The organism is uncultured Stenotrophomonas sp. (assembly GCF_963519925.1).
GTDB lineage: Bacteria > Pseudomonadota > Gammaproteobacteria > Xanthomonadales > Xanthomonadaceae > Stenotrophomonas > Stenotrophomonas maltophilia_AE.
Genome location: NZ_CAUQPH010000005.1, coordinates 1 through 24647 on the forward strand (window position 1 = coordinate 1; position 24647 = coordinate 24647).

Here is a 24647-nt window from a genome sequence, read left to right on the forward strand (position 1 = left end):
GGCACCTGCAGGGTGCCGGCGCGGCCGGCGGCGGCGAACACGCGCGCGCTCTGGCCCAGCTCCACTTCCGCCGCCGCTTCCGGCGCCAGGCTGACCCGGGTGGCGTAGGTGCGGCCCTGCGCATCGGCAGCCGGGGCGATCTCGCGGATCGTGCCCGGCAGCATCTGGCCCGGCGCGTTCCACAGTTCCACCTGCACCTGCTGGCCGACCTTGTAATCGCGGATGTTGCTTTCCGGCAGTGCGATGAGGACCTCGCGGCCGCCATCGGCCGCCAGGGTGAACACCGTCTGCCCGGCGCCCACCACCTGCCCGGCTTCGGCCTGGCGGCTGGCGATCACGCCGTCGGCCGGAGCGCGCAGCTGCGCATACCCGGTCTGGTTGCGAGCCACGGCCAGGTTGGCACGCGCGGCATTGGCCTGGCCCTGCGCGGCCTTGAACGCGGCGGTCTGCGCATCGAGGGTGGACTGGCTGACCAGCTGCTGCTGGGCGAGCGTGGCGTAGCGCTTCTGGTCGTCGCGGGCGCGCACCAGGTCGGCTTCGGCCGCGGCCAGCTGCGCCTGCGACGCGCTCGCCTGCGAGGCGAAGTCGGCCGCATCCAGTTCCGCCAGCAGGTCGCCCTTGCGCACGCGCTGGCCGGCATCGACATGGCGCTTGACCAGGTTGCCGCCGACCCGGAACGACAGCGGGCTTTCCTCGCGCGCATGCACCTCGCCCGGGTATGCCGCCACTTCCTGCCCGCTCACGGTGCCGGGCTGCACCACCAGCACCGGGGTCGGCGCGGCCGGCTCGACATCCTGTTTGCCACACGCTGCCAGCATCAACGCCAGCAGCCCACCGCTCATCCATCGCACGTTGTTCATGAGGTCTCGGACCTTGAAGTACCGGGGGGAACCGCGTGGAGGCAACACTCCATTCCACGACGGCTAATAGTGAACCAGTCGGTATAGTATAAATATCGAACCGATTGGTCTAGTATTGTTTGGATGACTGCCCGCACTGCCGCTACCGCCCCGTCCAAGCCCGCTGCCAAGGCCGCCGGACCCGGCCGTCCGAAGGATCTGGGCAAGCGCGCCTCGATCCTGGACGCGGCCAAGGCATTGTTCGTCGAACAGGGGTACAGCGGCGTCAGCATGGACAGCATCGCGGCCCAGGCTGGCGTCTCCAAGCTGACCGTTTACAGTCATTTCGGCGACAAAGAGACCCTTTTCACCGAAGCTGTGAAATCAACCTGCGTTGAGATGCTGCCCGACGCGCTGTTCGTCACCGATGCCGACGGCGCCCTGCGCGAGAAGCTGCTGGGCATCGGCCGGGCCTTCTTCACCATGATCACCTCGCCGGCGGCAGTGGCCGTGCAGCGGGTGATGATGGCGCCGGACACCGACGACCGGATCCGCGAGATGTTCTGGCTGGCCGGCCCGCAGCGCACCAGCGATGCCCTGGCCGAGTTCCTGCGTGCGCGCACCGAGCGCGGCGAGCTGGAGCTCAGCGACTTCCACACCGCCGCCCTGCAGTTCTTCACCCTGATCAAAGGCGAGCTGCATACGCATATGATGTGCGGGCTGCGACCGGCCCCGGCCGAGTGCGACGCCGACGCCCATGTGGCCGCCAGCGTTGAATTTTTCCTGAGGGCGTACGCCACCCGCCCGCTGCGGTGATGACAACATGAATGGACCGGAGGTCGCGGTGACTTCCGGCACTGCGACCCCGGCGCGACGGCAGCGATGCTCTCAGCGCGCCGCCGGCTCCCGGCACCGGTAAAATGGCCGGCCCCTTGCGCTGGATTGAGAACCCCCATGACGATCGATTACGCCCACGCCCGCGAACTGATGGTTGAACAGCAGATCCGTCCCTGGGACGTGCTGGACATCCGCGTGCTTGATGTACTGGCACGTTTGCCGCGGGAGGCGTTCGTCGCCGATGCGCACCGCGCCCTCGCCTATGCCGATATTGAACTGCCGCTGGGCAATGGCGCGAAGATGATGAAGCCGGTCATCGAAGGCCGCACCCTGCAGGCGCTGAACCTGCAGGCAGGCGATGAAGTGCTGGAAATCGGCACCGGCAGCGGCTTCCTGAGCGCCTGCATGGGCGAACTGGCCCGCGAAGTGCTGAGCCTGGAAATCGATCCCGCCCTGGCCGCTGCCGCCCGTGCGCGCCTGGATGCCGCCACCCTCGGCAACAACGTCCGCATCGAGACGGCCGACGCATTGACCTGGGACACCGAGCGTCGCTTTGATGCCATCTGCGTCACCGGCGCGGTGGACACCATCCCGGCCCGCTTCATCCAATGGCTGCGCCCGAACGGTCGCCTGTTCGTCATCCATGGCCGTGCCCCGGTGATGGAAGCGGTGCTGGTCAAGGCCGACGGCAGCCAGGAATCCCTGTTTGAAACCGATATCGACTACCTGCGCGGTGCCGCGCCGGCACCCCAGTTCCATCTCTGAGTCCAAGGAAGCCGCAATGATCCGCCGATCCCTCGCTATTGCGCTGGCCGCCGCGCTGCTGCCCATGACCGCCTCTGCCGCCGACCTGCTGCAGGTCTACGAAATGGCGCGCAATGGCGATCCGCAGCTGTCCGCCGCAGAATCGACCCGTCTGTTCGACAAGGAAGGCGCCGTGCAGGCGCGTGCGGCGCTGCTGCCGCAGATCAACGGTGAGGCCTCGCTCACCCGCAACCGTACCAACCCGAACTACGACGTGAGCTCGGACTCGTACACCACCAAGAACCGCAATTACGGGATCAGTGGTTCGCAGACGCTGATCAACTTCACCCAGTTCGCCAACCTGCGCGCGCAGCGCGAGCTGAGCAAGGCCGCGGACTTCACCCTGGATTCGGCCAACGACGACCTGATCGTGCGCACCTCGGCGGCGTACTTCAACGTGCTGGTGGCCATTGAATCGCTGTCGGCGGCACAGACCAACGAAGCGGCGGCGAAGAAGCAGTTCGACTTCGCCGACAAGCGCCTGGAAGTAGGCCTGGCCCCGATCACCGACGTGCATGAAGCGCGCGCCCAGTACGACCAGGCCCGCGCCAACACCATCATCGCGCAGAACACCCTGGCCGACGCCTACCAGGCGTTGACCGAACTGACCGGCCAGCCGGTGACCGACCTGCGCGCCCTGCCGGCCGACTTCCGTCCGGAACTGCCGGCCAAGTACGCCACCATCGACCAGCTGGTCAACGAAGCCGTCGCGCAGAACCCGGCGCTGAAGGCGCAGGAACTGCAGGTGAGCGCGGCCGAAGCCAGTGTGTCGGCAGCGCGCGCCGGCCACCTTCCGACCCTGTCGCTGGGCGCGAGCGTGGGCCGCCAGGCCAGCTGGGGCGACGTGGTCGGCAGCGGTTCCAACTTCAGCCCGGACGCGCGCAGCAACAGCGTCGGCCTGACCCTGAGCGTGCCGATCTTCTCCGGCGGCGCCACCCAGTCCGGCGTGCGCCAGGCCCTGGCCCAGCGCGACATCGCCCAGGACGGCTACGAGCAGCAGAAGCGCGCCTTGGACCGCAACACCCGCAACGCCTACCAGACCCTGGTGGCGGGCATCAGCGAAGTGGAAGCGCGCCGCCTGGCGGTGGTCTCGGCACAGAGCGCCTACGACGCCTCGCAGGTCGGCCTGGAAGTGGGTACCCGCACCGTGCTGGACGTGATCCAGAACCAGCGCATCCTGTTCTCGGCCCAGCTCGAGTACGCCAACGCCCGCTACACCTTCCTGCAGAACCGCCTGCAGCTGGGCCAGGCGGTCGGCGTGCTGGACATCGCCGAACTGCAGGACATCAACCGCCTGCTGACCCAGCAGGCCGCCGCGCCGAGCACCACGGTCAACAGCCAGTGATCCAGCGGTAATCCGGAAACGAAAAAGCCACCTGCGAAGGTGGCTTTTTTTTAATGCGCAAGGACCACGGGCAAGTCGGCCGTAGAGCCACGCCCTGCGTGGCTGCTCTCCCGTCAGGCACCGCGCAGCCACGCAGGGCGTGGCTCTACCGTATTGGCCGGCATCGTTTTTGGGTGTTGGCCCTTCATTCCAGCGGCGGCGGAAGCTGCGGTGCGATCAGTTCCACGGTGCGCTTCAACGCGCCACGTCCGTTGCTCACCAGCGCGCAGCCGGCGCTGGCCATGTCCTCGCGCTCCTGCGCGTCCTGCAGCAGGGTCAGCAGGGCATCGCCGACCCCTGCTACGTCATCGGCGATCACCACCGCACCGGCTTCGCGCATGCGCCGGGAAATCTCGGAAAAGTTGTGCAGGTGCGGGCCGGTCACCGTAGCCGTGCCCATCGCGGCCGGTTCCAGCAGATTGTGGCCGCCGATCGGCTGCAGGCTGCCGCCGACGAACGCCACCTGTGCGCAGCCGTAGAACGCCATCAGCTCGCCCAGCGTGTCGATCACGAACACGTCGCTGTCCGGCTGCGGCCACTGCTGCTGGCGGCGGGTGCTGACCTTCCAGCCCTGCTCGCGCGCCAGCGCTTCCACCCGGGGGAACCGTTCGGGGTGACGCGGCGCCCACAGCAGCAGCAGGCCGGGAACCTCGGCACGCAGGCGCCGGTGCAGGTCGATGATCGACTGCTCCTCGCCTTCATGGGTGCTGGCGGCGATCCACACCGGGCGCGCGCCCGGCACCGCAGCGTGGAAATGCGCGGTGAACTCGCGCACGTTCGGCGTGGCGATGTCGAACTTCAGGTTGCCCAGCGGCTGCACCTGCTCGGGCAGCGCGCCCAGCTGGATGAAACGTTCGGCATCGTCGGCCGACTGCGCGGCCACGCAGGTAACCGTGCGCAGGGTGCGCTCGATCAGCGGGCGCAGCAGGCGGTAGCCGCGCAGCGACCGCGCCGACAGCCGCGCATTGAGGATGTACACCGGAATGCCGCGGTCACGGCAGCCGAACAGCAGGTTCGGCCACAGCTCGGTTTCCAGGATCAGCGCCAGGCTGGGCTTGAAGTGGCCGAGGAAGCGGCCGACGCTGCCCGGCACGTCATAGGGCAGGTAAACATGGTCGACCGCATCGCCCCACAGCGAGCGCACCCGTTCCGAGCCGGTGGGGGTGATGGTGGTGATCACCCAGCGGATGTCCGGGCGCAGCGCACGCAGGGCATTGACCAGCGGCGCCGCCGCGTTGACCTCGCCCACCGACACCGCGTGCAGCCAGACCCGGGGCTGGCCGGTGGGTTGCGGATAGGAGGCGTAGCGCTCGTCCCAGCGCTGGAAGTATTCACGCACCCGGAAGCCACGCCAGACCAGGTGGTACACCGTGATCGGCAACAGCAGGTACAGCACGACCGAATACAGGCCGCGCAGGATCCATTCGACAGGGCTTTTACGCATGCGCAGAGGATACGGGAGCGGCACCGGGAAAGACATGCGGGGACGGGGCGACGCACCGCAACGGACGCATGACTTAGAATCGGGGCATGTCCGATAACGCTTCCACCGCCACCCGGCCGTCCCTGCGCAACCCGCGCCATTGGCCGACCTTCGCCTTCATCTTCCTGGCCTTCGGCATTGCCCGCCTGCCGTGGGGCCTGCAGCGCGCGCTCGGCCGGGGCGTGGGCACCGTGGCCTACCACGTGGCCAGCAGTCGCCGGCGCGCGGCCGAGGTGAACCTCAAGCTGTGCTTCCCGGAGAAGGACGACGCCTGGCGCCAGCGCTTGCTGCGCGACAGCTTCGATGCGCTGGGCGTGGGCATCTTCGAGTTCGCCCGGGCCTGGTGGGGCAGCATCGACAGCATCCGCCCGAAGGTGCAGGTGGAAGGCCTGGAGCACCTGCAGCGGATGCAGGCTGAAGGGCGCGGGGTGCTGCTGGTCTCGGGCCACTTCATGACCCTGGAAATGTGCGGGCGGCTGCTGTGCGACCACGTCGACCTGTCGGGCATGTACCGCAAGCACCGCAACCCGGTCTACGAGTGGGCGGTGAAGTTCGGCCGGCTGCGCTATGCCAAGGCGATGTACGCCAACGAGGACATCCGCGCCACCGTGCGCCACCTGAAGAAGGGCGGATTCCTGTGGTATGCCCCGGACCAGGACATGCGCGGCAAGGACACCGTGTTCGTGCCGTTCTTCGGCCACACCGCGTCGACCATCACCGCCACCCACCAGCTGGCGCGGATGACCGGGTGTGCGGTGATTCCGTATTTCCACCGGCGTGAGGGCGGGAAATATTTCCTGAAGATCGGCGCGCCGCTGGAGAACTTCCCCAGCGACGACGTCGAAGCAGACACGGCACGGGTGAACCAGGCCATCGAAGCCATGGTGCGCGAAGCCCCCGACCAATACCTGTGGATCCACCGCCGCTTCAAGCGCCAGCCGGGCGGCAGAAGCGATTTCTACAAGTAACGCCACGCCCTGCGTGGCTGCGCGGTGCCCTGCCGTAGAGCCACGCCCTGCGTGGCTGCGCGGTGCCGAGCGAAGAGCAGCCACGCAGGGCGTGGCTCTACAGATCCCAGCGGCACCATGCGTACGGGTATTCGCCAATGCTCTCGGCCAGACCGGCGCGCAGGGGATTGGCGACGATGTAGCGCGCAGCATGTTCCAGGGACTCGTCGGTACGGATCGCGTGATCGTAGTAGCCGTGTTGCCACACCTTGCCACCCCCCAACCGGCGGCTGCTGTAAGACTTGAAGACATTCATGCAACTCGCCAACGTACCGCGCCGAAGTTCCATCAGCCAATGCACATGATCGGGCATCACCACCCACGCCATGGACCGGCTGCGGCCGCAGCGCTCGACATGGCGAAGCGAATCGATGACCGCCTCCGCATTGGCGGCATCGGCAAACAGCCTGCGCCGACCATGCACAACAGTGGTAAGGATGTAGAGATACCCGGTTTGGGAAACGCGATGACGTCGAAGTCGGGGACTGGACATGCGAACAGGGTGCCCAAGCCGAAGCAAGCCCGGCATCACCGAATCCCTCACCTGCGCGTAGAGCCACGCCCTGCGTGGCTGTGAGGTGTCGGGTCAAGCGCGATGCCAACACATCTGCGCCGAGCCCTGGCATCGCGCCAGCCACGCAGGGCGTGGCTCTACGTTGCGTTTACCCTTCGTTCGGTTCGTCGCTGGCCAGCAGGCTGCCGGCGTACAGCGCGGCTAGCAGCAGGGTCAGGCCGCCCCAGAAGGTGGAATAGAACGCCAGGTGGGTGTTGAGCGGGAACACGGTGACCGCCAGCGCGAGCATTGCCGGGCGCGCGCGTTCGCGCGCCGCCATCGGCGCAAAGCGCCAGGCGCGCCACGCCTGGGCGGTGGCGGCCAGCCACAGCAACAGGCCCAGGACGCCGGTTTCGGCAAGGATCTCCAGCAGGATCTGATGGGCATGCAGGGCCGGGCCGTCGCCCCACACTTCCGGGTGCTCGGGGGTTGGATTGCACTGCGGGTAGGCGTCGCGGAAGCCGCGCGCGCCCACGCCGTTGACCGGGTGCTGCTCGATCATGCAGCCCGCCGCCGCCCAGATCTGGGCGCGCCCGGACAACGCCTGGTTGACCCCATCGCTTTCGCCTTCCCAGGCCATCGCGGTGCGCGCCAGGCGCTCACGGACCTGGCTGGAACCCACGCCCAGCCCGACCGCCACCACCAGCCCCAATGCGACGCAGGCCATCAAGCCGCGTGCGCCCAGCAGGCGCCAGCCCGAAAACGCCAGCACCAGCGCATAGGTCAGCCACGCCGCGCGCGAACCGGCCAGCACCAGCACCACGCCCACGGCCAGGGCCGCCACCACCCAGCCCCAGCGACCGAAGCGCGCCGCGGCAGCAAACAACAGGAACGGCGACAGGCTCGCCAGCACCTGCCCGAATTTCAGGTTGCATGGCCCGAGGACGCCACTGAGGCGATCGGCCGCTGCCATCTCCGCCGGCGCGCACAGGCCGTACCCGCTGATCGCCCACTTCAACTGGTCCATCGACCAGAACAGCGGGCTGGTGCCGAGCGCTGCCTGCGCCAGGGCATCCAGCGTCCACACCCCGGTGATCGCGGCAATGCCCTTCAAGGTCAGCGCACGCCGCTCCGGGGTGGCCACCGCAATGGCCACCAGCCACATGAAAGGCAGGTAGCGCAGGCCGGCGGCGGTCTTGCGCCATGCCGCGCCCGGGTCGATTGCATCGAAGGTGGAAAATGCCTGCGGCAGCCAGTAGCCCAGGAACAGGATGCTGGTCAGTGCCCACGCCGGGCTGCTCAGCATGCGCTGCTTGCCCTGCAGGCGCAGCTGCACCATGCGCGCCGCCGCATACAGCGCACCGAGCCCGAGTACGGTTTCGGCGATGCCGGGCAACGGCAGCAGCGCCACGTAGGCGATCACCCACCATGGCGCCCAGCGGCCGGCACGGAAGCCCGGCGAACCCGGTGCCGTGAGCGGCTCAGCCAGCGAGGGAGGTATAGAGCTGGAGCGTGTCACGTTGCATCGCCTGCAGGGTGAACGGAATACGCGACGGCAGCGAAGGCGGCTGCGCCAGCAGCTGCAGCGCGCGCGCCAGCAGTGCCTCGGCGTCACCCAAGGGTACCGCGCCGGACGGCTGCAGTTGTTGCAGCAGCTCGCCCACGCCGCCCTGGTTCCAGCCCAGTACAGGCCGGCCCACCGACAGCGCCTCGACCACGGTGCGACCAAAGGCTTCGGGCTTGTCCGACAGCTGCAGGACCAGATTGCTTGCCGCGTAGGCCTCGGCGATGCGCGCGGTGGGGGGCGTCATCAGCACCGCCTCGGCGATGCCCAACGCGCGCGCCTGCGCTTCCAGCTCCTCCACGTAGCGCTCGCGTCCGGGTTCGCGGGTACCGGGCATCCACAACCGCGCCGGCACGCCGGCCGCATGCAGCCCGGCCAGAAGGGTCAGCGCGTGGCCATGGCCTTTGAGCCGGGTGCCACGCCCGGGCAATAGCAGCAGCGGTGCCTCGCCGGCCAGTGCCGGATGCTGCGCGGCCACCGCCAGGCGCGGACGCCGGTCGTTGCCGCCCACGCGCGGGAACTGGGCAGGATCCACGCCACGCGGGATCACCTGCAGGCGCTCGGGAGGCACGCTTGGGTAATGCGCAAGCACGAACTCACGCACGCAATTGGACACGCAGATCACCCGCTCACCGCTGGTCATCACCGCGCTGTAGCGGCTGGGCGAATTCAGCCCATGCACGGTGGTGACCCAGTGCGGGCGCGCGGCCGCCGGCAGGTTGCGGACGGCGTACAGCCCGAGCCAGGCCGGCAGGCGCGAGCGCGCATGCACGATATCGGCGCGGGTTTCCGCCAGCAGGTTGCGCAGCGTGCGCACGTGGCGCAGCGTCCACAGCGACTTCCTGCCGATATCCAGGGTGAGGTGTTCGGCGCCGCTGGCCAGCAGCGGCTCGACCAGGCGGCCCCCGGCGGACACCACGATCGCGCGGTGCCCGGCCGCGACCAGCGCCGCGGCGATTTCAAGCGTGGAGCGCTCGACCCCGCCGGAGTGCAGCGCCGGCAGCAGCTGCACCACGGTCAGTCGGCGCACGTGCGGTCCTGCCAGCTCAGTCGGCCAGCTCGAAGACCGACCCGCAGTACGGGCACGCGGCTTTGCCGTTGGGCTCGTCTTCGATCGGCAGATACACGCGCGGGTGCGAGTTCCACAGCGCCATTTCCGGCGTCGGGCAGCTCAGCGGCAGATCGCTGCGGTGCACGGTGTAACGCTTTTCGGCATTGGCGGGCGCGGTGGCGGTATGGCTCATGGCGTGGACACAGATTGGGGGTGCGAAGGGCTCGATTCTAGCACCCGGGGCGCAGGGCGGGCGGCGGGCGGTCGCCGCGGGGCGACCCTGCCGGGAACAGCGATCCGCGATTTTTCCGGGTTTAGATCGAACTAATTTCACTTGCCATACCCGCCCGGGCTGTTGCAGGATCGGCTGCGTTCCGATCAAAACACCCGATCGCATGGCCCGCCCCCCGCCGGACCTGCATCGCTTCGACTGCCCCATGGGCGGCCGGGGTGCTGCTGTCTGCCGAGGTCGCCGATGCGGGCTTGCCCTGCCGCCTGTCCCACCCGGGAGATCCCTGCATGACCCAGCCGCACCCCCGCCCTGCCCGCCGCGCCCTGCTTCCGCTCGCGCTTGCCCTGGCCTGCTCGCCTGCCTTCGCGCAGGGCCTGCAGACCTCCTTCGAGCCCGGCGAACCGGCCCCGCAGAGCGGCACCGGCGGCGTGCAGCTGAAGATCGGCAAGGGACCGGAAGCGCCGTATGCGGCCAAACCGGGCGTTGGCTACAGCGGCTTGCGCGCGCTGCACTACGCCAGCGCCGGCGGCACTGCCAGCACCAGGCTGTTCAGCACCGACGTGAGCATCGAGGCCGATACCACCCTGTCGTGGCTGGTCCTGCCCGAAATCGTGGGCGGCGATACCGTGGCGTCCACCTATGTCTCGCTCGACCTGGTGCTGGACGACGGCAGCCGCGTCTCGGCCAGCGCTGTGCGCGACCTGCATGGCGTTGCGCTGGGTGCCAAGGCGCAGGGCGACTCCAAGACCCTGTACCCGCAGCAATGGGCGCACAAGTCGGTGCGCCTGGGCGACGTGGCCGCCCTGCGCGGTCGCCGCGTGGTCGGCGTGGAACTGGCCCTGGCCAGCGCCGACGGCGCGCCGGTGTCGGGCTGGATCGATGACGTGCGCCTGGACAACCAGCCGCGCAACACCCCCGCGCGGCCGTCCGACTGGGTGCTCACCACCCGTGGCACCCAGGCCAACGGCACCTTCTCGCGCGGCAACAACTTCCCCGCCACGGCGGTACCGCACGGGTTCAACTTCTGGACCCCGGTGACCGATGCCGGCGCACTGAACTGGCTGTACCGCTGGAACGAACAGAACAACGCCGCCAACCGCCCGCAGCTGCAGGCCCTGGCGCTGAGCCACCAGCCCAGCCCGTGGATGGGCGACCGCCAGACCTTCCAGGTGATGCCCTCGGCCACCCGGGGCGTGCCGGAAGCCGACCGCACCAAGCGCGCGCTGTCGTTCTCGCGCGACAACGAAAGCGCACGCCCCTACCGTTATTCGGTGCGCTTCGACAATGGCATCGCCGCCGCCATCGCGCCGACCGACCATGCCGCGCTGTTCCAGTTCGATTTCCCGAAGGACGGCGACGCCAACCTGCTGTTCGACAACGTCGACGCGCGCGGCGGGCTGAACCTGGATGCGGCCACGCAGACCCTTTCCGGCTACACCGATGTGCGCAGCGGCCTGTCCAACGGTGCCACCCGCATGTACGTGGTGGCCAGCTTCGACCGGCCGTGGCGCAGCAGCGGACGCATCGACAGCGGCCGCCCCACCGGCTACATCAAGTTCGACCCCGGCAGCGAGCGCCGGGTGACCATGCGCATCGCCACCTCGCTGATTTCGGTCGAACAGGCCCGCCACAACCTGGCACTGGAAATCGCAGCCGGGGACACCCTGGCCACGGTGGCCGGCCGCGCCCAGGACGCGTGGGACCAGCGCCTGGCCCGCTTCGACATCGGCCAGGCCAGCGACGACCAGAAGACCACGCTGTATTCCAGCCTGTATCGCCTGTACCTGTACCCCAACTCGGGGTATGAAAACGCCGGCACCGCCGCCGCTCCGGACTGGCGCTACGCCAGCCAGGCCAGCGCGGAGGACGACAACACCGACGGCAGCGCGTTGCGCAGCTTCGCCCCGATCCGCGACGGCAAGGTCTACGTCAACAACGGCTTCTGGGATACCTTCCGCACCACCTGGCCGGCGTATGCGCTGTTCACCCCGGACGATGCCGGCGCCCTGGTGCAGGGCTTCCTGGAGCAGTACCGCGCCGGTGGCTGGGTCGCGCGCTGGTCCTCGCCGGGCTATGCCGACCTGATGGTGGGCACCAGTTCGGACGTGGCCTTCGCCGACGCGTACCTGAAGGGCATCACCGGCTTCGACCCGGCCGAGGCCTACCAGGCAGCCCTGCGCAACGCCACCGTGGTCCCGCCAGACCGTCACGTGGGCCGCAAGGGCATGGACAAGAGCACGTTCCGCGGCTACGCCAGCGCCGACGTGCACGAAGGCATGTCGTGGACGATGGAAGGCGCGCTCAACGACTTCGGCATCGCCAACATGGCCGACGCACTGGCCAAGCGTGCCACCACTGCCGCCCTGCGCGAACGCTACAGCACGGAGGCCGACTATTTCCGCCACCGCGCCGGCACCTACGCCACGGTGTTCGACCCGGCCGCCGGCTTCTTCCAGGGCCGCAACGACGACGGCAGCTGGCGCGTGGACGCCAAGGACTACGACGCACGCATCTGGGGCCACGACTACACCGAATCCAATGGGTGGACCTTCGCCTTCACCGCCGCGCATGACGGCGAAGGCCTGGCCGGGCTGTACGGTAGCCGCGAGAAGCTGGCTGCAAAGCTGGACACCTTCTTCAGCACACCGGAAACCGCAGATCCGAAATTCTCCGGCTCCTATGGCGGCACCATCCACGAGATGACCGAAGCGCGCGATGTGCGCATGGGCATGTACGCGCACAGCAACCAGCCCTCGCACCACATCCCGTGGATGTACCTGTACGCGGGGCAGCCGTGGAAGACCCAGCAGCACGTGCGCGAGATCCTGTCGCGCCTGTACGTGGGCAGCGAGATCGGCCAGGGGTATCCGGGCGATGAGGACAACGGCGAAACCTCGGCCTGGTACGTGCTGGCCTCTCTGGGCCTGTACCCGCTGCGCATGGGGTCGCCGGAATACGCGATCGGTTCGCCGGCCTTCAAGCACGCCCGGGTGGAACTGCAGGGCGGCGCGGTGCTCACCGTGAACGCACCGGAAAATTCGGACCGCAACATCTACGTGCAGTCGTTGAAGATCAACGGCCAGCCGTGGACCAAGACCTGGGTGCCGCATGAGGTGATCGCCAAGGGCGCCACCCTGGACTTCGAGATGGGCCCGGCGCCGTCGACCTGGGGCACCGGCCCGGACGACGCACCGCGTTCGCTGACCGCACGCGGTGAGCGCCCTGCGCTGCTGCATGACCTGCTGGGCAAGGGTGCGCGTGCGCAGCTGGAGGATGGGAAGGCGCTGGCCGCGCTGGTGGATGACGATGCGGGCACCGTGGTGCCGTTCGGTGGCAAGGGCAACGTCGTGTTCAGCGGGGTGGCCGACGGCGCGCCCTCGATGTACACCTTGACCAGCGGCAACGCAGCGATCCGTGGCGGCAAGTGGACGCTGGAAGCGCGCAAGGCCGGCGGCAGCTGGGTCACCCTGGACCAGCGCAGCGGTGAGACCTTCCAGTGGCAGCAGCAGACCCGCCCGTTCCGGATTGCCAAGCCGGGCCGTTATTCCGAGTACCGGCTGCGGATTGAAGGCCCCGGCCGGATGCAGCTGGCCGAGGTGGAGTTGCTGGCCCCGGCGGCGCCCTAACGCATCGGGCGCGTCGGGACCGCGTGGGACACGCATGGCGTGTCGCTACGCGGCATCCGCGCACGCCCCGCCGATCCAGGCACCGCCAAAACCGCGTAGGGACACGCCATGCGTGTCCACCCAATGCCAGAACCCGCGTAGAGACACGCCATGCGTGTCCGCGCAGTGCCAGAACACGCGTAGGGACACGCCATGCGTGTCCAAGCAGTGCCGGAACACGCGTAGGGACACCCCATGCGTGTCCGCGCGGTGCCAGAACACAAGGTAGAGCCACGCCCTGCGTGGCTGCGCGGTGCCGGAACGAAGAGCAGCCGGGCAGAGCCCGGCGCTACCGGGAGCCGACCAGGCCGGCGTACAGCGCGAACAGCTGCTTGAAGTACCGCTTCGAAGGACGAGTGCGCATGGCGCCGTTCCAGAGGGGGGAAGTGGTCGGGCCCGGGGTGGCAGGGTCCTGGGGACCACCGCCAAGCCGGGCCGCGTGGGGGTATTTGGCCCGTGGCAGGTTGCAGGGTGGTGACCGTGGGGCTGCGGGGAGGTTGCGGCCATCTCGCGCGGTAGGTACCGACCGTTGGTCGGTACACGGGGAAACATCAAATGCAAAAGGGACCGGTGCGGTGCACCGATCCCTTTTGCAAGGTCTACCGACCAACGGTCGGTAGCTACCTGCAGAGCATCCGGCCAACGGCCGGGGCTACCCGTTTTTGCTTCGCAAAACCGGACCGCGCAATGCGCGGTCCGCATTGGAACCGCTGAAGGCCTCAGGCCTTCTCCGATTCCAATTGTTTGCGAATCTGCGCATCCACGGCCGCGATCGCGGTCATGTTGAGCACGCGGCGCGAGGTCGCGCTGGTGGTCAGGATGTGCGCCGGCTTGGCCACGCCCATCAGGATCGGACCGATCGCCACGCCGTCGGTGAACACGCGCACCAGGTTGTAGGCGATGTTGGCCGCTTCCAGGTTCGGCAGCACGAACAGGTTGGCGCGGCCCTTCAGCGTGCTGTCCGGCAGCAGCTTCTGGCGCAGCGCTTCGTCCCATGCGGTGTCGCCCTGCATTTCACCGTCCACGTTCAACCGCGGGTTGCGCTTGAGGAGCAGCTCGCGCACGGTGCGCATCTTCAACGCATCCTTGGAATCGTGGCTGCCGAAGTTGGAGTGCGACAGCAGCGCCACCTTCGGTTCGATCCCGAACAGCTTCATGCGGTAGGCCGCCTGCAGCGTGGCTTCGCAGATCTGCTCTGCCGTGGGGTCTTCCTGCACGTGGGTGTCCACGAAGAAGAACACGCCCTGCTGGTTGATCACGCCGGTCATCGCCGAGGTCGAGGTGACCTTCGGCTCCAGCGGCAGCACGCTGCGCACGTAGCCCAGCTTCTTGTGGAAGCGACCGACCACGCCGGTGAGCAGCGCATCGGCTTCGCCGCGCGCGACCATCACCGCCGCGATCAGGGTCGGGCGCGAACGCATCAGGTTCTTGGCCGCCGCCACCGTCACGCCGCGACGGCCGGTGAGGTTGTGGTAGTACTGCCAGTATTCGTTGAAGCGCGGATCGTCGTTGATGTTGGTGATGTCGAAATCGACGCCCGCCTTCATGCGCAGGCCCATGCGCTCGATGCGCGATTCGATCACGTCCGGGCGGCCGATCAGGATCGGCAAGGCCAGGCCTTCATCAACCACGTTCTGCACCGCGCGCAGCACCACTTCTTCTTCGCCTTCGGCATACACCACGCGCTGCTTGTCGGCGCGCGCACGGTCGTACACCGGCTTCATCATCAGGCTGGTGCGGTAGACGAACTGGGCCAGCTTCTCGCGGTAGGCTCCCATGTCGGCGACCGGGCGCGTAGCCACGCCGGAATCCATCGCGGCCTGCGCCACGGCGGCCGACAGCTCCACCAGCAGGCGGCGGTCGAACGGGCGCGGAATCAGGTAGTCGCGGCCGAAGCTCGGGGTGTCATCGCCATACGCCGAGCCCAGGTCGCTGGCCTCGCGGCGCGCCATCGCGGCGATCGCGTGCACGCAGGCGATCTTCATTTCTTCGTTGATCGCGGTGGCGCCCACGTCCAGCGCACCGCGGAACAGGTACGGGAAGCACAGCACGTTGTTGATCTGGTTCGGATAGTCCGAACGGCCGGTGCCGATCAGCGCGTCCGGGCGCACGCTGCGCGCCACTTCCGGCATGATTTCCGGAGTCGGGTTGGCCAGCGCGAAGATCACCGGGTCCTTGGCCATGGTCTTGACCATGTCCGCGGTGAGGATGCCCGGGGCCGACAGGCCCAGGAAGATATCGGCGCCGTCGACGATCTCGGCCAGCGTGCGCTTGTCGGTGTCGCGTGCGTAGCGCTTCTTTTCCGGGTCCAGGTCGGCACGGCCGGTGTGGATCACGCCTTCGCGGTCGAAGGCCAGGATGTTTTCCGGCTTCAGGCCCAGCGAGACCAGCATGTTCACGCAGGACACGCCGGCCGCGCCCATGCCGGTCGTGGCCAGCTTGACCTCTTCGATCTTCTTGCCGGTCACCACCATGGCGTTGAGCACCGCCGCGCCGACGATGATCGCCGTGCCGTGCTGGTCGTCATGGAACACCGGGATGTTCATGCGCTCGCGCAGCTTGCGCTCCACCACGAAGCATTCCGGGGCCTTGATGTCTTCCAGGTTGATGCCGCCGAAGGTCGGTTCCAGCGAGGCGATGATGTCGACCAGCTTGTCCGGGTCGTTTTCATTGATCTCGATGTCGAACACATCGATGCCGGCGAACTTCTGGAACAGCACGCCCTTGCCTTCCATCACCGGCTTGCCGGCCAGCGGGCCGATGTTGCCCAGGCCCAGCACCGCGGTGCCGTTGGAAATCACCGCCACCAGGTTGCCGCGGGCGGTGAGCTCGCTGGCCTGCTGCGGGTCGGCCATGATGGCTTCACAGGCGTGGGCCACGCCCGGCGAATAGGCCAACGACAGGTCGCGCTGGGTCAGCATCGGCTTGGTCGCCGTGACCTTGATCTTGCCCGGCGGCGACATGCGGTGATAGTCGAGGGCGGCCTGTTTGAAATCTTCGTTGGACATCGCTTTCTGCAGATGAATGGGCGAGAGGAACAGGGGATCATACCCCCGTTGGCGTGGCCGGACCTGTCGCTACGCTGTCGCGATCGTGCTGCGACTGCACAAAACAGGCCCTTCGCTGGCGTATGTGAGGCCAGCCTGCCGGGCCCTGATGACAGACGACACCATCAGGATACTGCACGGAAAAAGCCGGGCCCCGGGGCCCCGTCGGGGAGCACCGGGGCCCGGTCACACACCTCAGCGAGCCGGGGCGGTCAGCGGCGACGGCAGGTCGTCGGTGGCCAGCGGCGGCAGCTCGGCTTCGCGGCCGTCCAGCGCCAGCGCCAGGCGGTCACGGTCCAGCGCGCCTTCCCAGCGCGAGACCACCACGGTGGCCACCGCATTGCCGATGAAGTTGGTCAGCGAGCGGCATTCGCTCATGAAGCGGTCCACGCCGAGGATCAGCGCCATGCCGGCCACCGGCACTTCCGGCACCACCGCCAGGGTGGCGGCCAGGGTGATGAAGCCCGCACCGGTCACGCCGGCGGCGCCCTTGGAGCTCAGCATCGCCACCAGCAGCAGCGCGATCTGGTGGCCCAGGGTCAGTTCGGTGTTGGTGGCCTGGGCGATGAACAGCGCGGCCAGGGTCATGTAGATGTTGGTGCCGTCCAGGTTGAACGAGTAGCCGGTCGGCACGACCAGGCCCACCACCGACTTGCTGCAGCCGGCCTTTTCCATCTTTTCCATCAGCGACGGCAGCGCCGATTCCGAGGACGAGGTGCCCAGCACCAGCAGCAGCTCGGCCTTCAGGTAGCGGGCCAGCTTGAACACCGAGAACCCGCACAGGCGGCAGACCACGCCCAGGATCACCGCCACGAACAGGAACGCGGTGAGGTAGAACGAGCCCACCAGCCAGGCCAGGTTGATCAGCGAGCCCACCCCGTACTTGCCGATGGTGAAGGCGATGGCGCCGAAGGCGCCGATCGGCGCGGCCTTCATCAGGATGTGCACCAGGCGGAACACCGGGGCGGTCAGCGCTTCCAGGAAGGTCAGCACCGGACGACCGCGCTCACCCACCAGGGCCAGCGAAATACCGAACAGCACCGCCACGAACAGCACCTGCAGGATGTTGCCATCCACGAACGCGCTCACCAGCGTCGCCGGGATGATGTCCATGACGAAGCCGGTGAGGGTCAGCTCGTGGGATTTTTCCACGTAGCTGTGCACCGCGGTCTGGTCCAGGTCGGCCGGGTTGATGTTCATGCCGGCGCCGGGCTGCACCACGTGCGCCACCACCATGCCCACGATCAGCGCCAGGGTGGAGAAGAACAGGAAGTAGGCCATCGACTTGGCAAAGACCCGGCCCACGGTGCGCAGGTGGGTCATGCCGGCGATGCCGGTGACGATGGTCAGGAAGATCACCGGGGCGATGATCATCTTCACCAGCTTGATGAAGCCATCACCCAGCGGCTTGAGCGATTCGGCGAAGGCCGGCTCGTAATGGCCGAGGATGGCGCCCAGGACGATGGCCACCACCACCTGGAAATACAGCTGGCGGTAGAACGGCAGCGGCTTGGCCGCAAGGGGGGCAGCGGTGGGAACGTGCATGGGAAGCTCCGGCAGTGTCACGGGGATGCCGGCCGCGGGCGGCGGCATCGGGCGTCGCCTTTTTACGCCCGCTGCATCCAGACGCAGATAACCTATTGGTACTAGCCCCCCTGTTCAGCCAACTGCAGTGCCTACACTGCACGGGCACCGCGCCCCCACGGCGGCGGGTGGCCGTGTCGTTCCGGGCCTTGTCGCCCAACAGTTTTCCCGTTCGCGGCCGTTGTTGTTCTGCCCCACTTTTCGAAGCCAGACCCTATTCCATGCGCCTGACCCCCCTGTTCATCGCTCTTACCGCCCTGTCCGCCCCCCTGGCCGCTTCGGCCGCCGACTGGGAAAACTGGCCGACCAAGGTGTCCTTCAGCGACGGCACCGAACTGGCCGCCACTGCCAACATCGCCTACGACCTCAACGACTTCTCGGGCGCGGACGCGTTCGAGGATGACGATGCGGTGCGCCGCAAGGAGTTCGGCGCGACCCTGAAGAAGAAGGGCGTGTACGACGCGATGGTGTACTACGACTTCCAGGCCGATACCTGGCTGGACGTGTTCTTCCGCTTCGAGAGCAAGGCGCTGTTCGGCAAGGACGTGGGCCGCTTCCGCTTCGGTTACATGAAGACCCCGGTCGGCCTGGATTCCAACACCTCCTCGCGCGCCGGCAGCTTCGTGGAAACCGCCCTGCCCGTGCAGGCCTTCTACGCAGGCCGCCGCACCGGTGCCGAGTGGGTGCTGGAGCGCCCGGCCTACCTGATGCAGGTGGGCGCCTACGGTGGCAAGGACCTGCAGGGCGACAACCCCGGCACCACCCAGGCCGTGCGCGGCGTGTGGACCCCGGTGAAGGCGCCGGGCGACGTGATCCACCTGGGCCTGGCCTATTCGCAGGAAAATCCGCGCGGCTACCGCGATGGCCGTGACGTGCATTTCGACGCCAGCGCCCGCCTGCGCGCGCGCCCGGAAGCCGGCCTGACCGACATCCGCCTGGTGGATTCGGGCGCACTGGTCACCGCCGACCAGATCCGCCGCACCGGCCTGGAAGGCATCTACATCAAGGGCCCGTTCTCGGTGCAGGCCGAAGCGCTGCGCACCACCGTCACCCGCGATGGCAAGCCGGATTACACCGGTGATGGCCAGTACGTGATGGGCAGCTGGATCGTCACCGGCGAATCGCGCCCGTACAGCGCTGGCGCCGTGGCCAACGTGAAACCGGCCCACAACTACGGCGCGGTGGAACTGCTGGCCCGTTACAGCCGCATCGACCTGGACGACGCCGATGTTTTCGGTGGCCGCCAGCACGACTGGACCGTGGGTGCGAACTGGTACCTGACCAGCCACTTCAAGTTCCAGGCTAACTACGTGTGGGCGGATGCGAGCCGCCGTGGCGTGCGGACGAAGCCGGAGATCTTCGAGCTGCGTGCGCAGGTGCATTTCTGATGAATCCAAGCGGGTGCACGAAATGTGCACCCGCTTACTAAGTTTCAAAGGGCGCGTCGCGCTGCCCCAACACAGAGGCTACGCACGGACCAAGAGCTTATGGTCATTACCTGGACCGCGGCTGGGCGCGCACTACTTGCACGCCTCTGTACTAGCGTCGATCAATACAATCTGACCCGGTGCATTTGCCTTCACCTTGGCGCGCATGAAAATCTTGGGTGTCGTCTCGTCTTGGGGAGCTCTGATTTTCTGTTCAACGTCGACTTTCAGCGTTGAAGTAACCACACCCGCCTTGCTGACGCACACTACAGGGCGGCCGCCGTTCACAGCTGAAACGTTGAGGAAACCAGGGGTTGAGTACAACCCCTGCCTGAAATCGACGAACTCCAGACACAGTGAGCCATCCGCCTCGTTCCGAGCCTCTTTAGGCTCAAACCGGAGCGATGGCGGCGTACCAAAGTAGGTTTCCCTGTACCCCACCTGCAATTCCGTCTCGAGCAGGATGTAGTCTTTCTTCAACGTCTCCAGCGTCATGGGGGCCTTCGATTCCAGCCGGACGATGAACTCGGTCGGGCCTAGCCCATCATCGATCTTGGTCGACTCAACGAGCATCAGTGATTTGCCTGATACGCACTCGTCCGCATTCGAAGTATGTGGACACAGCAACATGCCTGAGATTACGAGAATCATTGCGGTTTTCATCGGTCTCTCCCCAGGACTTGTGCCTGGTCATCGAAACGCCCCCGTTTCGGCGGACCCGCGATGCAGCCGGGGCCCGTTGGTGAACTATCATGCAAGGCAGTAAATCCCGCGTGAAATCCAAGCTGCCCTGCCCCCCATGTACCGCGCCGCCCGCTACCGCCCCCTGCTGCTGACCCTGCTGGTCATGATCGGCGGAACGCTGCTGGCTGCGCTGGTCGCCGGACGTTACGCGCAACAGCGCGCGCTGGCCGCAGAGAGCACCCAGGTCCGACGTCAGCTGGACCTGTACGCACAGACCCTGCAGCAGCGCATCGACCGCTTCGGTACCCTGCCACAGGTGCTGGCGCTGGACCCGGACCTGCAGCAGGCCCTGCGCCAGCCACTGGATGCCGCCGAGCGGCAGCGGCTGAACCTCAAGCTGCAGCAGGCCAACAATGTCACCCGCGCGTCCACGCTGACCCTGATCGACCGGCATGGCGTCGCCGTGGCCGCCAGCAACTGGGACCAGCCCACCACCAACGTGGGCGAGGACTACAGCTACCGCCCGTATTTCCAGCAGGCCATGGCCAACGGGAGCGGCCGCTTCTACGGCATCGGCATGACCACCGCCGTGCCCGGCTACTTCCTCTCGCAGGCGATCCGCGACGACACCGGCAGCGTGCTGGGCGTCATCGCGATCAAGATCGAACTGCGTGCGCTCGAGCAGGAATGGCTGCAGAGCACCGACATCGTGCTAGCCAGCGATTCCCACGACGTGGTGTTCCTGGCCAACGGCGATGCGTGGCGCTACCGCCTGCTGCGCCCGCTGGCACCGGCCGAACGCGCCGAGATGATGGCCACCCGGCAGTATGCCGACCGCTCATTGAAGCCACTGGAAGCCCGCACCCTGACGCTGCTGGAAGACGGCGGGCGCATGGTGCGGGTGATGCAGCCGTCGCTGCCGAGCCCGGTGCTGTGGCAGACCTACGTGCTGAACGACCCGCACTGGAAGCTGCACCTGCTGCACGATGCCGGCGCCAGTGGCGCCGTGGGTCGCAGCACCGCGCTGGCCGCCGGTGGCATCTGGCTGGCGCTGTGCTTCCTGGGCCTGTTCGTGCAGCAGCGTCGCCGATTGGCCGCGCACCGTCAGCGCAGCCGACGCGAGCTGGAAACGGTGCTGCAGCAGCATGCGCAGGAGCTTCGCACTGCGCAGGACGGCATCCTGCAGGCCGCCCAACAGGCCGACAGCGGGCTCAGCCGAAGCCTCGCGCACCTGCCGCAGGGCGTGGTGGTGATCGACAACGAACAGCGCGTGGTGGCATGGAATGCGCGGTACCTGGAGCTGTTCCGGTTCCCGCCCGACCTGATCCGGGTCGGCCGCCCCATTGAAGAAGCGTTCCGCTTCAACGCGCGCCGCGGTTTGCTCGGGCCCGGCCCCATCGACGAAGCCATCGAGCGTCGCCTGAACCACCTGCGCAGCGGACGCCCGCACATGCGCGAGAGCGAGAAGGAGGACGGCACCGTACTGGAGATTCGTGGCAATCCCCTGCCCGATGGCGGCTTCGTCACAAGCTACGCCGACATCACCGCCTACAAGAACACCGCACGCGAACTTCGCTCGCTGGCCGACGCGTTGGAACACCGCGTGGCCGAGCGCACCCGCGACCTGGACGAAGCGCGGCGCGAGGCCGAGCGTGCCAACCGCTACAAGACCCGGTTCGTGGCTTCGGCGGTGCATGATCTACTGCAGCCGCTCAATGCGGCGCGCATGTTCGTTTCCGTGCTGCGCGGCAAGCTGAGTGGCGACGCCCGCGAGCTGAGCGAGCATGTGGATGCGGCACTGGCCGCGCAGGACTCCATCCTCAACAGCCTGCTGGATATTTCCCGGCTGGAATCGGGCGCGTTGCAGACCCACGTGCATGCCTTCGCGCTGTCGCCGCTGCTGGAAACGCTGGCACGCGAGTTCGGCCTGGCCGCGCAGAACCGTGGGCTGCAACTGGACTGGGTGGACACGCGTGCCGTGGTGGTGAGCGATGAAGCACTGCTGCGCCGCATCCTGCAGAATTTCCTGTCCAACGCGCTGCGGTATACCCCACGTGGACGCGTGCTGATCGGCTGCCGCAGGGTGGGCGACCAGCTGCGCATCGAAGTGCACGATCAGGGCCCGGGCATTCCGGAGAGCCTCCAGGGTGAGATCTTCGAAGAATTCCGCCGACTGGATGACGGCGTGGACCAGGAACGCGGCGCCGGCCTGGGGCTGGCGATCGTCGAGCGTATCGGCCGCCTGCTCGGCCACCGCATCAGCCTGCGCTCCACGTTGGGGCGCGGCAGCGTGTTTGCGGTAACGGTGGCCTTGGGCGATGCGGCGGCGATACCTGCCCCGGCTGCCGCACCGGCAGTACCCGCCGACGCCGGCGATGACAGCCCCCTGCGCCAGTGCCGCGTCTGGAGCATCGACGACGACCCGCGTGTGTGTGCGGCCACCCGGGCGCTGCTGGAGCGTTGGGGTTGCGTCGTGGACCTGGCCGACGGCCCGCAGGCAGCGCTGGAAATTGCCTCCACGTTCAACGTCCCGCAGCTGCTGCTGCTTGACGTACGCATGGGCCAGTGGCACGGACCGGACCTGTACGAACAGCTGTGCGAGCTCTGGCAGGCGCGCCCACCGGTGATCCTGGTCACCGCAGAGCGCGACGACGCGCTCAAGGAACATGCCGCGGAAAACGGCTGGGGCTTCCTGTCCAAACCGGTACGACCGCCGGCCCTACGTGCGCTGATGACGCAGCTGCTGGTGCGGCACAGGGCTTAGTCCGGTGCGCAATTCACCGGCGCGAAATGCTGTTCTTCGTTTATGGTCATGCCATTACCGAACGTTCGGGTTTGGTCGGCGGTCGATCGGGATGCGACCCTACCGGGGGGCGTCCGCCGGCAGGTGTTGCTTCGGTAGGGTAATGGGGAACTCTATCGACCTGCGTCTTCCAGATCGGCACCTCGCATTGATACCCCCTAGAACGGCGACAAGCCTGGTGAGACTCTGCACTATCCGATACCGCCCTCTCCCTCGAAAGAGCACGGCATATGAATCCGATTGTTGAAAAACTAGAGTCTCGCCTCGCGGATGGCACTGGCGTATACGTCCATGACCCCATAGATCCTGTCGTCTACTTTTCTGAGCTGGCGGAAGACATCAAACGTAACGCATGTGAGCCATTTCAGCTGTCCGCAACGGCCGTAGCGCCAGGCTTTCCTCATATTTCTGACGGGGTGAGGATCAGCGGATTCTGCGTAGCAAAGTCGGATGGATATTGGCTTGTGTACCGCCCTGAAGACGACACGTTCTATGCATTCTGGGGCTCGGACAAAGAGAATCTTGGCGCTCCAGGGATCTTTGGACCGCCCCTATACTGCTGGTCCGCGTAAAGGGGCACGCAGATGCCCAGGCATGAACCAGTGCGAAACCCGTCGGCCAGGAATACTGCTTCGGTAGGGTCGGACCCCGGTCGACTGCACGCAACATTGCTACGTGCGACGAACGCCTGACCCCTAAACGAAAATGCGCTTCTTCGCTGACGCCCATGCCACTACCAAACGTTCCAGTGGCGTAGGCGGTCGATCAAGATGCGACCCTACCAGATGCCTCCCGCGGCATCGCACCGATCCCTGTTACTCCGACACCTCTTCAGCTGCCGTATCCGCCATCCGCCGCTTCTTCCTCGGTGTGTGGTCCTGATACCGATACGGCACAGGCACGGGCGTCTCATCCAACGTCAGCGTGATCTTCCCGCGCGCCACATCCACCAGCACACGACTACCCACCCGCAGCTCGAATCGTTCCAACCACATGCCACGCAGGATGAGGCAGGGAATACGACCACCGCCGGGCAACCGATGGCCTCCGGGATGCTTGAAGGATCCAATCCGCAACATCTCCGGCACCTGCAGCCCGATGCCCGTCTGCGGTTGTTCGATTGAGGGTGAATCCGGTATTGAACGACGCATTTGCCACCTCCGAGGAAGTCTCCCTCGCCGGAATGGCAAGGGAGTCGGGAGATTGAAATCCGCTCGAACACACACGGCGTGACGTATTCCCGCGAAGGTGTTGTATTCCGCCACCCTCCCGACATAGGACGTCCTCAGATTGTGTGTTCGAGGAGATTTCAAGCTCCGAGGCAACACGATGCGCCATACAGAGCGCAAAGTTAAATCGCTTGTTTCGAATGATATTTGAGTATCGATAGAAGCACACTACTCATCGTCGCAAACGACACTTCGTCGACATTGCGGGTTCTGGTAGCCTGCGTTTGCAGCCCTAGGAACACGTTCTCTCCCAGCCTCCACTACTGGTGATGACACTAGGTACGTACTGGCCCCGCTCGCGGGGCCAGTCCTTTTCCAGAAACCCGCCGCTTGCGGTTTTTTTGCGTTTGAGTTGGGTGGTTTCGAGACGGGAGGCGACCGATCCGCACAGGCATTTTGCGGACAGAACTCGGACGCTCCCCACGTTGCACGTAGAACCAGCTGACGCGTTAATCGGCTCGGCTGGAACCGGGAGCTGCGCTGGTGCCGTTGATACGTGTTTGGCTTCTAGCGA

The 24647-nt window shown here is 66.9% G+C and carries 17 protein-coding genes; 7 read left to right on the top strand and 10 right to left on the bottom strand.

Annotation, left to right across the window (positions count from 1 at the left end; genetic code table 11):
• Positions 1-860: efflux RND transporter periplasmic adaptor subunit (locus tag RWO33_RS01950; protein WP_314101527.1), on the bottom strand; the 860-nt coding region annotated here is incomplete at its 3' end.
• 123 nt (positions 861-983) lie between these two features.
• Between RWO33_RS01950 and RWO33_RS01955 the strand changes: the two genes are divergently transcribed.
• The 3 genes from RWO33_RS01955 to RWO33_RS01965 all read left to right on the top strand — a co-directional run bounded on the left by RWO33_RS01955 (position 984) and on the right by RWO33_RS01965 (position 3825).
• Entirely contained in the window at positions 984-1655 is a 672-nt protein-coding gene (locus tag RWO33_RS01955; protein ID WP_314101528.1) for a TetR/AcrR family transcriptional regulator, read from the top strand.
• 138 nt (positions 1656-1793) lie between these two features.
• A complete protein-coding gene (locus RWO33_RS01960; RefSeq protein ID WP_314101531.1) occupies positions 1794-2441 on the top strand; it encodes a protein-L-isoaspartate O-methyltransferase in 648 nt (215 codons plus the stop codon).
• Positions 2442-2457: 16 nt separating this feature from the next.
• The gene (locus RWO33_RS01965) at positions 2458-3825 is read left to right on the top strand and encodes a TolC family outer membrane protein (protein ID WP_314101535.1); all 1368 of its coding nucleotides are present in this window, start codon (positions 2458-2460) and stop codon (positions 3823-3825) included.
• 184 nt (positions 3826-4009) lie between these two features.
• On the opposite strand, the gene waaA is transcribed toward RWO33_RS01965, so the two are convergent.
• Positions 4010-5308: a lipid IV(A) 3-deoxy-D-manno-octulosonic acid transferase gene (gene waaA, locus RWO33_RS01970; RefSeq protein ID WP_314101537.1), complete on the bottom strand. Its 1299-nt coding sequence runs from the start codon at positions 5306-5308 to the stop codon at positions 4010-4012.
• Positions 5309-5394: 86 nt separating this feature from the next.
• Here waaA and RWO33_RS01975 point away from each other — a divergent pair, with 86 nt between their 5' ends.
• Positions 5395-6315, top strand: a complete 921-nt coding sequence (locus RWO33_RS01975) for an LpxL/LpxP family Kdo(2)-lipid IV(A) lauroyl/palmitoleoyl acyltransferase (protein ID WP_314101539.1) — start codon at positions 5395-5397, stop codon at positions 6313-6315.
• Between the two features lie 97 nt (positions 6316-6412).
• Here the strand turns inward: RWO33_RS01975 and RWO33_RS01980 are convergent, their stop codons facing one another.
• The 4 genes from RWO33_RS01980 to RWO33_RS01995 form a co-directional block, all read right to left on the bottom strand.
• Positions 6413-6847 carry a transposase gene (locus RWO33_RS01980; RefSeq protein ID WP_314101657.1) on the bottom strand — a complete coding sequence of 145 codons (435 nt, stop codon included), beginning with the start codon at positions 6845-6847 and terminating at the stop codon, positions 6413-6415.
• 169 nt (positions 6848-7016) lie between these two features.
• A complete protein-coding gene (locus RWO33_RS01985) occupies positions 7017-8336 on the bottom strand; it encodes an O-antigen ligase family protein (protein WP_145479517.1) in 1320 nt (439 codons plus the stop codon).
• Positions 8329-9441, bottom strand: a complete 1113-nt coding sequence (locus RWO33_RS01990; RefSeq protein WP_145479251.1) for a glycosyltransferase — start codon at positions 9439-9441, stop codon at positions 8329-8331. The genes RWO33_RS01985 and RWO33_RS01990 overlap by 8 nt, the downstream gene beginning before the upstream one ends.
• Positions 9442-9457: 16 nt before the next feature.
• The gene (locus tag RWO33_RS01995) at positions 9458-9655 is read right to left on the bottom strand and encodes a zinc-finger domain-containing protein (RefSeq protein ID WP_145479250.1); all 198 of its coding nucleotides are present in this window, start codon (positions 9653-9655) and stop codon (positions 9458-9460) included.
• Positions 9656-9981: 326 nt separating this feature from the next.
• Between RWO33_RS01995 and RWO33_RS02000 the strand changes: the two genes are divergently transcribed.
• On the top strand, positions 9982-13320 hold the full coding sequence (locus tag RWO33_RS02000; protein ID WP_314101543.1) for a GH92 family glycosyl hydrolase: 3339 nt from the start codon (positions 9982-9984) through the stop codon (positions 13318-13320).
• A gap of 758 nt (positions 13321-14078) precedes the next feature.
• Here RWO33_RS02000 and RWO33_RS02005 read toward each other — a convergent pair.
• Positions 14079-16367, bottom strand: coding sequence for an NADP-dependent malic enzyme (locus RWO33_RS02005; RefSeq protein ID WP_145479248.1), 2289 nt, complete (start codon positions 16365-16367; stop codon positions 14079-14081).
• Between the two features lie 234 nt (positions 16368-16601).
• Complete coding sequence (locus tag RWO33_RS02010) at positions 16602-17951, bottom strand: dicarboxylate/amino acid:cation symporter (RefSeq protein WP_314101546.1); 1350 nt, start codon at positions 17949-17951, stop codon at positions 16602-16604.
• Between the two features lie 260 nt (positions 17952-18211).
• Between RWO33_RS02010 and RWO33_RS02015 the strand changes: the two genes are divergently transcribed.
• Positions 18212-19378 (top strand): porin, encoded by a 1167-nt coding sequence (locus RWO33_RS02015; RefSeq protein WP_145479246.1) that lies wholly within the window; start codon positions 18212-18214, stop codon positions 19376-19378.
• Between the two features lie 132 nt (positions 19379-19510).
• On the opposite strand, the gene RWO33_RS02020 is transcribed toward RWO33_RS02015, so the two are convergent.
• Complete coding sequence (locus RWO33_RS02020) at positions 19511-20080, bottom strand: hypothetical protein (RefSeq protein WP_314101554.1); 570 nt, start codon at positions 20078-20080, stop codon at positions 19511-19513.
• Between the two features lie 136 nt (positions 20081-20216).
• On the opposite strand from RWO33_RS02020, the gene RWO33_RS02025 reads away from it, so the two are divergent.
• The gene (locus RWO33_RS02025; RefSeq protein WP_314101560.1) at positions 20217-22865 is read left to right on the top strand and encodes a PAS-domain containing protein; all 2649 of its coding nucleotides are present in this window, start codon (positions 20217-20219) and stop codon (positions 22863-22865) included.
• Between the two features lie 854 nt (positions 22866-23719).
• Here RWO33_RS02025 and RWO33_RS02030 read toward each other — a convergent pair.
• A complete protein-coding gene (locus RWO33_RS02030; RefSeq protein ID WP_314101561.1) occupies positions 23720-24055 on the bottom strand; it encodes a hypothetical protein in 336 nt (111 codons plus the stop codon).
• Positions 24056-24647 lie beyond the last annotated feature (592 nt).